The sequence below is a fragment of the Microbacterium ureisolvens genome, from assembly GCF_019511645.1.
Classification (GTDB): domain Bacteria; phylum Actinomycetota; class Actinomycetes; order Actinomycetales; family Microbacteriaceae; genus Microbacterium; species Microbacterium ureisolvens_A.
Genome location: NZ_JAEUAX010000032.1, coordinates 1 through 1053 on the forward strand (window position 1 = coordinate 1; position 1053 = coordinate 1053).

General features: G+C 68.5%; 1 protein-coding gene. It reads left to right on the forward strand.

Features of this window, described 5'->3' with window-relative positions:
- Nucleotides 1-134 precede the first annotated feature (134 nt).
- On the forward strand, nt 135-1053 hold a 919-nt coding region (locus JNB61_RS19850), incomplete at its 3' end, for an FAD-binding oxidoreductase (RefSeq protein ID WP_220340731.1).

A 1053-nucleotide genomic window follows, 5' to 3' on the forward strand; every position in this document is an offset into this window, starting at 1 on the left:
GAGCTGGCGCAGAAGGGCGTCACCGACCCCGCCTACGTGCCCGGCCCCTACATGCCCAGCGAGTACCAGGTCAACGCGTTCTGCAACTGGTACCTCGACCGCATCAACGACTACATCGAAGAGGGCGATGAGGCATGACCACCGCCACGCTGCTCGGACCCGGTGCGGTCCTCGCGGAGCACGTCCGATGGGATGAGGACCCTACCGGACGGCAGCTGACCTGCACGCGGATCACGCGCCGCACCGACCAGATCGCCACGTTCGAGTTCGCGTCGGACGACCGGCGCGCACTCCCGCACGAGCCTGGTCAGTACGTCACGATCAGCGCCGACATCGGCGGGGAGCGGGTAAGTCGCTGCTACACCGTGAGCTCGCCCTCGACCAGACCGTACTCGGTGCAGCTGACGATCAAGCGCGAGGCGGACGGGGTGATGTCGCGGTGGCTGCATGACAACCTGCGCGTCGGCGACCGGGTCGAGCTGAGCGGGCCGGCGGGGGAGTTCTCAACGGCGTTCCACCCGGCCGAGCGGCTGCTGCTGCTGGCCGGCGGCGTCGGCATCACCCCGATGATCTCCATCCTCGAATCCATCCACGACCTGGCCGAGCCGGTCGACGTCGTGCTGGTGCACAACTCCCGCGCCCCCGAGTTCGTCGCCTTCGCCGAGGAGCTCGCCCGCATCAATCAGCAGAACCCGCACGCCAAGGTCATCCAGGCGGTCTCGCACGATCCCGACGGCACCTGGTTGGGTCCGGTGGGCCGGTTGGATGCCGGGATGCTTCGGGAGCACGTCCCCGATCTGCTGGCGCGCGAGGTCTTCATCTGCGGCCCGGATGCCTACATGGTCACGGCGGAGGCCCTCTTGCTCGAGCTCGGCGTCCCCGCGGAGCAGATCCATCAGGAGTCGTTCGTGCTGGCGGGGGCCGAGGAGGTCGTGGTCGATCCCACCGCGGAGGGGCTTCACGCCGTCACGTTCGCCAAGAGCGGCAAGACGGTCACCATCGCGGACGGGCTCACCGTGCTGGACGCCGCCAAGGAATGCGGCATCCGCATCA